The organism is Mesorhizobium sp. M1A.F.Ca.IN.020.04.1.1 (assembly GCF_003997315.1).
Lineage (GTDB): Bacteria > Pseudomonadota > Alphaproteobacteria > Rhizobiales > Rhizobiaceae > Mesorhizobium.
This window is the reverse complement of the sequence record NZ_RZSN01000221.1, coordinates 1-8,239: the sequence shown is the minus strand read 5'-3', so window position 1 is coordinate 8,239 and position 8,239 is coordinate 1. Positions and strand designations below refer to the sequence as shown.

10 protein-coding genes, 1 other RNA gene and 1 pseudogene are annotated in these 8,239 nt (G+C 63.2%); 6 read left to right on the top strand and 6 right to left on the bottom strand.

What is annotated here, in order from left to right:
- On the bottom strand, positions 1–604 hold a 604-nt coding region (modB, locus tag EOA49_RS28455; protein ID WP_127243489.1), incomplete at its 3' end, for a molybdate ABC transporter permease subunit.
- A gap of 19 nt (positions 605–623) precedes the next feature.
- The gene (gene modA, locus EOA49_RS28450) at positions 624–1,418 is read right to left on the bottom strand and encodes a molybdate ABC transporter substrate-binding protein (RefSeq protein ID WP_127240222.1); all 795 of its coding nucleotides are present in this window, start codon (positions 1,416–1,418) and stop codon (positions 624–626) included.
- A gap of 165 nt (positions 1,419–1,583) precedes the next feature.
- Between modA and EOA49_RS28445 the strand changes: the two are divergent.
- A pseudogene (locus EOA49_RS28445) lies at positions 1,584–1,782 on the top strand (TOBE domain-containing protein).
- A gap of 33 nt (positions 1,783–1,815) precedes the next feature.
- Here the strand turns inward: EOA49_RS28445 and EOA49_RS28440 are convergent.
- On the bottom strand, positions 1,816–2,610 hold the full coding sequence (locus tag EOA49_RS28440; protein ID WP_067323197.1) for a thymidylate synthase: 795 nt from the start codon (positions 2,608–2,610) through the stop codon (positions 1,816–1,818).
- A gap of 139 nt (positions 2,611–2,749) precedes the next feature.
- The gene (locus EOA49_RS28435) at positions 2,750–3,061 is read right to left on the bottom strand and encodes a DUF2853 family protein (RefSeq protein WP_066990883.1); all 312 of its coding nucleotides are present in this window, start codon (positions 3,059–3,061) and stop codon (positions 2,750–2,752) included.
- A 170-nt stretch (positions 3,062–3,231) separates the two neighbouring features.
- Here EOA49_RS28435 and ssrA point away from each other — a divergent pair.
- Positions 3,232–3,592, top strand: a transfer-messenger RNA (tmRNA) gene (gene ssrA / locus EOA49_RS28430).
- A gap of 124 nt (positions 3,593–3,716) precedes the next feature.
- On the opposite strand, the gene EOA49_RS28425 is transcribed toward ssrA, so the two are convergent.
- Positions 3,717–4,922, bottom strand: a complete 1,206-nt coding sequence (locus EOA49_RS28425; RefSeq protein ID WP_127240221.1) for a multidrug effflux MFS transporter — start codon at positions 4,920–4,922, stop codon at positions 3,717–3,719.
- 208 nt (positions 4,923–5,130) lie between these two features.
- Between EOA49_RS28425 and EOA49_RS28420 the strand changes: the two genes are divergently transcribed.
- The 4 genes from EOA49_RS28420 to EOA49_RS28405 all read left to right on the top strand — a co-directional run bounded on the left by EOA49_RS28420 (position 5,131) and on the right by EOA49_RS28405 (position 6,910).
- On the top strand, positions 5,131–5,814 hold the full coding sequence (locus EOA49_RS28420) for a TetR/AcrR family transcriptional regulator (protein ID WP_127240220.1): 684 nt from the start codon (positions 5,131–5,133) through the stop codon (positions 5,812–5,814).
- Between the two features lie 116 nt (positions 5,815–5,930).
- A complete protein-coding gene (locus EOA49_RS28415) occupies positions 5,931–6,467 on the top strand; it encodes an SspB family protein (protein ID WP_066990875.1) in 537 nt (178 codons plus the stop codon).
- Between the two features lie 9 nt (positions 6,468–6,476).
- Positions 6,477–6,674: a DUF4169 family protein gene (locus tag EOA49_RS28410; protein WP_127240219.1), complete on the top strand. Its 198-nt coding sequence runs from the start codon at positions 6,477–6,479 to the stop codon at positions 6,672–6,674.
- 8 nt (positions 6,675–6,682) lie between these two features.
- Positions 6,683–6,910 (top strand): ribbon-helix-helix domain-containing protein, encoded by a 228-nt coding sequence (locus EOA49_RS28405; protein ID WP_095779013.1) that lies wholly within the window; start codon positions 6,683–6,685, stop codon positions 6,908–6,910.
- 6 nt (positions 6,911–6,916) lie between these two features.
- On the opposite strand, the gene EOA49_RS28400 is transcribed toward EOA49_RS28405, so the two are convergent.
- Positions 6,917–8,239 (bottom strand): chloride channel protein (locus tag EOA49_RS28400; RefSeq protein WP_127243488.1); only part of this gene is annotated, 1,323 nt, incomplete at its 5' end.

Here is an 8,239-nt window from a genome sequence, read left to right as displayed (position 1 = left end):
GGCCTTCGGGCTCGGGCAAGTCGACGCTGATCAATGTGATCGCCGAGGGCAGCGTCTGCGTCTCGTTGGGGATGTTGGAGACGAAAGTAATGGTCGCGCCGAACTCGCCCATCGCCTTGGCGAAGGACAGGATCGCGCCGGCGATCAGGCCGGGCAGGATCAGCGGCAGCGTGATTGTGGCAAACACCCAGATCGGGTTGGCGCCGAGCGTGCCGGCGGCCGCCTCCATCTTGCGGTCGACCGCCTCGATCGACAGCCGGATCGCCCGCACCATCAGCGGAAACCCCATCACCCCGCAGGCAAGTGCTGCCCCCGTCCAGCGGAAGGAAAAAACGATGCCGAAATGCTCGGCGAGGAAGGCGCCGGCGGGCCCGCGCCGGCCGAAGGTGAGCAGCAGCAGATAACCGGTCACCACCGGCGGCAGGATCAACGGCAAATGCACCAGCCCGTTGAGCAAGGTCTTGCCCCAGAACCGCCCCCGGGCCAGGACCAGCGCGATCAGGATGCCGGGCGGCAGGCTGGCGATCATCGCCACAGTCGCCACCTTGATCGACAGCCGGACCGCATTCCATTCGTCGGGAGTGAGGTCCAGCAGCCAGTTCATTTGCGGTGTTAGGTCTTTCTCAGTTGCTCGGCGCGAGCACCGTAAAACCCTGTTCCTTGAAGAGCGCGGCGGCCTTGGCTGACTCGACGCATTTCAGGAAGGCAGCCGTATCCTTGTCCTTCGAATCCGCGGTCTGGGCAATCGGGTAGATGATCGGCGGGTGCGAATCCTCGGGGAAGGTGCCGACGACCTTGACGCCCTTTTCGGCATGGGCGTCGGTGGCGTAGACGATGCCGAGCGCGGCCTCGCCCGTCGACACCAGCTTGAGCGCGGCGCGGACATTCTCGGCCTGCGCGACCTTGCCTTCGACGGAGGACCAGACGCCCAGCCATTCCAGCGCCGCCTTGCCGTATTTGCCGGCGGGCACCGCCTTGAAATCCCCCATGGCGAGCCGACCGTCGCGGATGAGCCCGGCGAGATCGAAGCCCTTCTCGACCTTCGCCTCGACCTTGGAATCTTGCGGCGCCACGAGCACGATCTGGTTGCCGAGCAGCTTCACCTCGGTGTCGGGCCTGGTCAGCTTCTTGTCAGACAGATACTTCATCCAGTCGAGGTCTGCCGAGACGAAGACATCGGCTGGCGCGCCGCCCTCGATCTGCTTGGCCAGCGCCGAGCTTGCCGCATAGGAAATCGTGGCCGCTTCGCCGACCTCGGGCTCGCAGGCCTTGTTGACCACATCGAGCGCGTCCTTGAGGCTGGCCGCGGCGAACACGATCACCTTGTCGTCGGCGTGGGCTGCCGGCACAGCCGCCATCAACGCTGCCGTCACTCCGCCAATGGCCATCGCCTTCAATCCAAAACCCTTGCCCGTCATGAAACCTCGCCCTCTTCTGAAAATCCGTTCGGTTCGAGCCCTGATTCGATATATCCGGATGAACATAACAAGAAAAGGACTTTTAGGCTCCGCGCCGTTGTACGTCAGGATCCCACCAGCACACGGTGAAGTCCGTTCGATACAGCGAGGCATAGGCAGATGTAGATCAGCGCCGGCAATGTCCTAAAGGGCAAGGTCACGGAAATCGTCGAGGGATCGACCACCTCGCATGCCAGGATAGCTATCGGCCGCGGCGTCCTCGACACGGCTTCGATCCCCAACGAAGCGGTTGCCGATCTGCGACTGGGCAAGTAGGGCCTATGAAGTGATCAAGGCCTCCGACGTCATCGTCGGGACTGGCTGACGGCTTGAGCGCTGGCAGCGCTCAAAGCGGGCCTTATACCGCGATCGGCGCCTTGATATTGGCGTCCGCAAAATAGTTCTCGAGGCGGAAATCCTCGAAGCGGAAGGCAAAAAGATCCTTCACATCCGGGTTGATCCACATCGTCGGCAGCGACTTCGGCGTGCGCCGCATCTGCTCGCGCGCCTGCTCGAAATGGTTCGAGTAAAGATGCGCATCGCCGAGCGTGTGGACGAAATCGCCAGGCTTCAGGCCGGTGACCTGCGCCACCATCAGGGTCAGCAGGGCGTAGGATGCGATGTTGAACGGCACGCCCAGGAAAATGTCGGCCGAGCGCTGGTAGAGGTGGCAGGAGAGCCGGCCTTCCGAAACGTAGAACTGGAACAGGCAATGGCAGGGCGGCAGCGCCATCGCCTCCACTTGGGCCGGATTCCAGGCTGAGACGATCAGCCGGCGCGAATTGGGATTCTTGCGTACCTCCTTGAGAAGGGCGGCGATCTGGTCGATCTCGCCGCCGTGCCCATCCGGCCATGAGCGCCACTGCTTGCCGTAGACAGGGCCGAGATCGCCGTTCTCGTCGGCCCATTCGTCCCAGATGGTGACGCCGTTGTCGTTGAGATATTTGATGTTGGTGTCGCCGGCCAGGAACCACAGCAACTCGTGGATGATCGACTTCAGATGCAGCTTCTTGGTGGTGGTAACCGGGAAGCCGCGCGAAAGGTCGAAGCGCATTTGGTAGCCGAACACCGACCGCGTGCCGGTACCGGTGCGGTCGCCGCGATCGGCGCCGTTCTCCAGCACATGCTTCAACAGGTCGAGATATTGGCGCATCGGCTCGGCCTCGATTCGGATGACAAGCGATCATAGCCGACTGGCGGTGGGTCGAATACCCAAAGCCTACAGATGTCGATCCGGCGCGAAAAATCCACGGCGCCGGCACGTTGCCATGCCGGCTGCCGATCGCCTTGCCTCACAGAGAACCCAGTTTGCCCAGGTCCTTCGCCACCAGATAGTAGAAGGTCACGCGGCTCTTGGTGTTGTCGGCGGCCATCGCCTTGCACGCCTTCTCGATCGAGGCGTCGGCCTTCTTGGCGTCGGCAATCCCAAGCTTCTTGGTCACCCAGTTGTCCCGGACGCGCTCGAGCTCCTTCGGGTCCGCACAGGAGACCAGGGAGGAATCGCGGTTCCTGAGCGCGATGCCCAAGTGCTTGACGATCTTCTCGACCGCATCGGCGCTGGCGCCGGCATCGTATTTCTTCACATCCGCAAGATAGTCGGCCATGAAACTTCCCCTCGTCGGCGCCACGGATCCGATCGATGAGGCTTGTGGCGCGCCGCGCAACTTGTGCGCTAGGTCAGGATATTCCTCATCACCGGCGGAGCTTCGATTGAGTAGACGCGCAAGTCAACCCTCGGCTGTCGAGTTTGGCGCAGGGGACAAGCCTCGACTTGGCCCTTTCATTTTCCGTAACCGCTCCCTATATTCGCTTCGTCGGCTTGACCGACTATGGCGATAAACAGGCGATGAAATAAGCCGTTCGGACCCGGGGGCGGTACCCGGCGCCTCCACCAAAAACCGCTCTTCCAAAGGGAGCGGCTTTTGCTGGGGGCGAAATAGGATCGACGAAGGTGTAAAGATCGTACTTTTGCCCGGCATTGTACCACCGTCATCGGGCTAAACTTATAGTTGCCAACGACAACTATGCGGAAGCTCGTCTCGCTGCTTAATGCAGTGCGAACGCTTCAAATCAAGCCCTAGAGGTTCGCACTTCTAGGCGGGGTTCGGAGGTACCTGGCAACAGAAACCTCCACCTTCCCCCTCGCCTTCTTTCCAAGTCAATTGAACGGCCGAGCATGCTTGGCGCGCATGCTTGCGGTCCTGCCTGGGCTGAAAAAGGCCGGGCAATCCCGGCCTCTTCCGATTTTCTATCCGCGTCTTACTCGGCAGGCGCTTCGACCGCTTCGCGCGCACGGCCGAGCGTCAGCTTGGCCAGCATGAAGGAAATCACCGCGCAGAGCGTGATGCCGGCCACCATCGGCAGCGGCGTGCCGTCGAAGAAGAGGCCCGCCACGCCCATGGCCAGCGCGCCGATGGCGAAGTGCAGTGTGCCCATCAGCGCCGAGGCCGTGCCGGCGATCTCGCCATGCTCTTCCATCGCCAGCACCGAGGTGGTCGGAATGACCAGGCCAAGGAAGCCGTAGCCGACAAAGAGCAGCGCCGCCATCACGTCGAGCCGGTCGACACCGGATGCCATGATCGCGAACAGCGCCACCATCACCGTGGCATAGCCGGTCACCGCCACCCACACGACCCGCTTCAAGCCGAAGCGATCCGCCAGCATCCCGGTCAGCTGCGACATGCCGATGAAGGCGACCGCGTTGATCGAGAAGAACACGCTGTAGACCGACGGCGACAGGCCGTAGTGGTCGATCAGGATGAAGGACGAACTCGACAGATAGACGAAGAAGCTCGCGATGCCGAAGCCGGCGATCGTCGTCAGGCCAAGGAAGTTGCGGTCGCTCATCAGGTAGCGGTAACCGGCAAGTGCCGTGCCGAAGGACGAGTTGGCGCGCTCCTCCGCCGAACGCGTCTCTTTCAGCGAGGTCGCGAGCAGGATGGTGGCTAAAGCGGCGGCGCCCGTCACAGTCCAGAACACGGCACGCCAGCCGAAGCTCTCGATGATCTGACTGCCCGTGAGCGGCGCGAGAATAGGCGACACCGAGAACACCAGCATCAGCAACGACATCAGCTTGGCGGCCTCGTTACCGGTGTGCAGGTCGCGCACGATGGCGCGCGGCACTGCCATGCCGGCGCTGGCGCCGAGCCCTTGCAGGAAGCGGAAGGCGATCAGCCACTCGATACTGGGCGCCATAGCCGAGCCGACGCCGCCAACCATGAACAGCGCGAGTCCGACATAAAGCGGCAGCTTGCGCCCGACAATGTCCGAGATCGGTCCGACGACGATCTGGCCGAAACCCATCGACAGGAAGAAGATCAAAAGGCTCATCTGCACGGCGGCGGTGCCAGCCTTCAAATCCGCACCGATCGAGGGCAGCGCGGGAAGGTACATATCGATGGCGAACGGGCCGATTGCGGACAACAAGCCGAGCACGACCGCGATGCGGAGGAATTTGGGACTCATGATAAGGGCTTCTTTCGGATCTGGTTGCCGCCGTGGTCCGGCGTCTACCCGAGGACGTTCCATCCCGTGGAACTCCGACATCCGGGATGTGAAATCATCGTCGCTTCAAAGCGCGATTCTGTTGTTCCCGGGAGCGGACTTCGCTTTATTGTGTCTACAAATTTAGACAGGCTTGTCCAATTCGTCAATCATCGCTATATAGTTTTTTATGAAGGTCGGCGTTTCTCCTGACACTTTCCCGCCACGCAGCCATGAGGCCAAGCGCATATCGGTGGTTGATGCTGCCGCTTCGGTCTTCTGCCGCGAAGGCTATGCCGGCGCCAATATCGACCTGATCGCGGCCGAGGCCGGCGTTTCGCGCCAGACCGTCTACAATCACCATGGCGATAAGGAAAAGCTGTTCATGGCCATTGTGCGCGACCTGACGGAGCGCTGCAATGCCGGCATCTTCGCCACCATTGCCACCTTTCCCGACCAGCCCGCCGATCTCGAAGCCGATCTTGTCGCCTTCGCGGTGCGCATGAACCGCAACTGTATCTGCAACCGCGACGGCCGCTTCCTGCGCAAGCTGATCCAGGCCGAGGGCGAGCGCTATCCCGAGCTTTTTGCCGAGTGGCGCGAACAGGGACCGGGCCGCACCTGGTCGGCGCTTGCCGCCCGCTTCGCGCGGCTGGCCTATGCGGGGCACCTCTCGATCGACGATCCGGACGTGGCGGCGCGGCAGTTCCTCGCACTCGTCAACGCCGAGTTGCAGACAACCTTCATGCTCGGCGGCATACCGACGGAGGAAGAGGCGTTGCGGTCAGCGACCAATGGCGTGCACACCTTCCTGGCCGCCTTCGGCAGGAAGAAAGCGACAGCCGCCCGGCAGGCCGCCCTCGCCCACGCCTGAGCGATCAAATCGCCGCCAGCCCTCTTGGCCTTAGCTTTCGGCGCCTATATGCGGTTTACGCCGCGCCCAAGCTTGATTACAGCTATGCGGACGATTCAATGGAACCCGACCGTCACATGGCCGACGACCACATCCGCTACGACATTCTGGCCCAGGAGGCATTGCGCGGCGTCATGCGCAAGGTCCTGGCCGAAGTCGCGCGCACGGGCCTTCCGGGCAACCATCATTTCTTCATCACCTTCCTGACCGGCGCGCCGGGCGTGCGCATCTCCTCGCGGCTGCGCGAGCGTTATCCGGAGCAGATGACCATCGTCATCCAGTTCCAGTACTGGGACCTGAAGGTGACCGACACCGGTTTCGAGGTGGGACTCTCCTTTTCCGACGTGCCCGAAAAGCTCGAAATCCCCTTCTCCGCCGTGCGCGGTTTCTATGACCCATCAGTGAATTTCGAACTCGAATTCGACGTCAAGGCGGACAACGCCGCGGAAGACGACGACGCCGCGCCGGCCCCGGAGCTGCCGATCGCGGTCGTGACCGAAAAGAAACCGGAATCGAAAAAAAAGGCCACCGAGGCCGAGAAGAAGCCGGCTGCCGCCGATACCGGCGGCAAGGGTGCCGAAGTGGTTTCGCTCGACGCCTTTCGCAAGAAGTGAGCCGGGGAAATGGGCGAGGTCGTCAATCTCCGCCAGGCCCGCAAGCAGAAAGCGCGCATCGAGAAGGAACGCCTGGCGGGGGGAAACCGGGCATTGCACGGCCGTTCCAAAGCCGAGCGCGAGCGTGACCGGCTGACGTCCGACATGACGGAAAAATTCATGGACGGCCATCGCCGCGAAAAGCCCGGCGATCCGGACCGGCGCTGAGCGCCCGGATGGCCGCTGTCGAAAAACGCTCGGTGACGATCCGCGGCCACCGCACCAGTTTTTCCCTGGAGCAACCCTTCTACGACGATTTGGTGGCGATCGCGACGCAGCGCTCGCTGTCGCTCGCGGCCCTCGTTGCCGAGATCGACGAAACGCGGACCCGTGACGCCAACCTCTCCTCCGCGCTCAGACTCTACGTGCTCGCCTGGGCAAAGCGCGGCGGCAAGGCGTCTTGACCGGCCTCAGACCGGATCGCCGAGGCTTTCCTGCGCCTTGCGCTTGGCGCCGAAGCTGAGGAGGGCCGAACGGTCGCGTTCCTCGGCCTGCTTTTTCGACCGCACCCGCATCAGGTCTTTCCAGCCGATATAGCCGACCAGCCGTGCATCCTCGCGCGAGACGACCGGCAGATGCGAGACGTTGGCCAGGAGCAGCTTGTCTGACAGTCCTTCCAGATATTCGTCGGGATAGGCGAGCGTGACCTTGCTGCCGGCCAAAAGTTCGCCGAGCGTCGTCTTGCGGTGCTTGCCGGCGCGGCGCCAACGCAGGATCGCCGGCGGATCGATGAGGCCGAGCACATGGCCTTTCTCGTCGATCACAGGAAAGCTCGGATGGCGCGTGTCCGGGGCGGTCAGGAATGCCGCCGCGCCGTGCAGCGTCATCGTCGCCGGCACGCTCTCGACCTTGGTCGTCATCACCTCGCGCACCCTGGTCAGCGCGAAGGGATCGACGCGGTATTCGCGAACGAGGTGGTGTCCGCGCCGCGCCACCTTTTCGGTCAGGATCGATCGCTTCATCAACAGCACGGTGACGGCATGGGCGGTGGCGCAGGCTGCGATCAGCGGCACCAGCATGTGGGTGTTGCCGGTGAGTTCGACCGCGAAGAAGGTCGCGGTCAGCGGCGCGCGCATGGTGCCGCCCATGGTCGCGGCCATCGCCAGCAGCGGCCAGAAGCCGGGCGTCGCCTCGGGCAGGATACCGGCAAGCACCGCGCCCATCGCGCCGCCCATGATCAAGAGCGGCGCCAGCACGCCGCCCGACGTTCCCGAACCCAGCGCCACCGACCAGACAATGGCCTTGACCACCAAAAGCGTCAGTGCGGCCGCCGCCAGCACATGGCCATCCAACATGTTGGCGATGTTGTCGTAGCCGACACCGAGCGCCTGCGGCTCGATCAGTCCACCGATACCGACCACCAGGCCGCCGATCATCGGCCACCACATCCAGTGTATCGGCAGCTTCTGGAAGGCGTCCTCGCAGGCGTAGACCATTTGCGTCAGCAAGCCGGAGAGCAGGCCGGCGGCAATCCCGACCAGCACCCAGCCACCCAATCCGGCGATCGACGCTTCCATGCTGCCCGAGAACGGGAAGATCGGTCCGGGCAGGTGCAGCAAGGTGCGTTCGACCTCGGCGACGATGGCGGCAACGGCGACCGGGATGAAGCTGCGCGGCGTCCATTCGAACAGCAGCAGCTCGACGGCGAGCATGATTGCCGCGATCGGCGTGCCGAACACGGTCGTCATGCCGGCCGCCGCGCCCGCCACCAGCAGCGTCTTGCGTTCATTGTC

What these genes read in the sequence shown, in the direction of transcription:
- modA (WP_127240222.1), bottom strand. Translation starts at nt 1,418, where the DNA reads ATGACGGGCAAGGGTTTTGGATTGAAGGCGATGGCCATTGGCGGAGTG.
- EOA49_RS28420 (WP_127240220.1), top strand. Translation starts at nt 5,131, where the DNA reads ATGAAGGTCGGCGTTTCTCCTGACACTTTCCCGCCACGCAGCCATGAG.
- EOA49_RS28405 (WP_095779013.1), top strand. Translation starts at nt 6,683, where the DNA reads ATGGCCGCTGTCGAAAAACGCTCGGTGACGATCCGCGGCCACCGCACC.
- EOA49_RS28435 (WP_066990883.1), bottom strand. Translation starts at nt 3,061, where the DNA reads ATGGCCGACTATCTTGCGGATGTGAAGAAATACGATGCCGGCGCCAGC.
- EOA49_RS28440 (WP_067323197.1), bottom strand. Translation starts at nt 2,610, where the DNA reads ATGCGCCAATATCTCGACCTGTTGAAGCATGTGCTGGAGAACGGCGCC.
- EOA49_RS28425 (WP_127240221.1), bottom strand. Translation starts at nt 4,922, where the DNA reads ATGAGTCCCAAATTCCTCCGCATCGCGGTCGTGCTCGGCTTGTTGTCC.
- EOA49_RS28415 (WP_066990875.1), top strand. Translation starts at nt 5,931, where the DNA reads ATGGCCGACGACCACATCCGCTACGACATTCTGGCCCAGGAGGCATTG.
- EOA49_RS28410 (WP_127240219.1), top strand. Translation starts at nt 6,477, where the DNA reads ATGGGCGAGGTCGTCAATCTCCGCCAGGCCCGCAAGCAGAAAGCGCGC.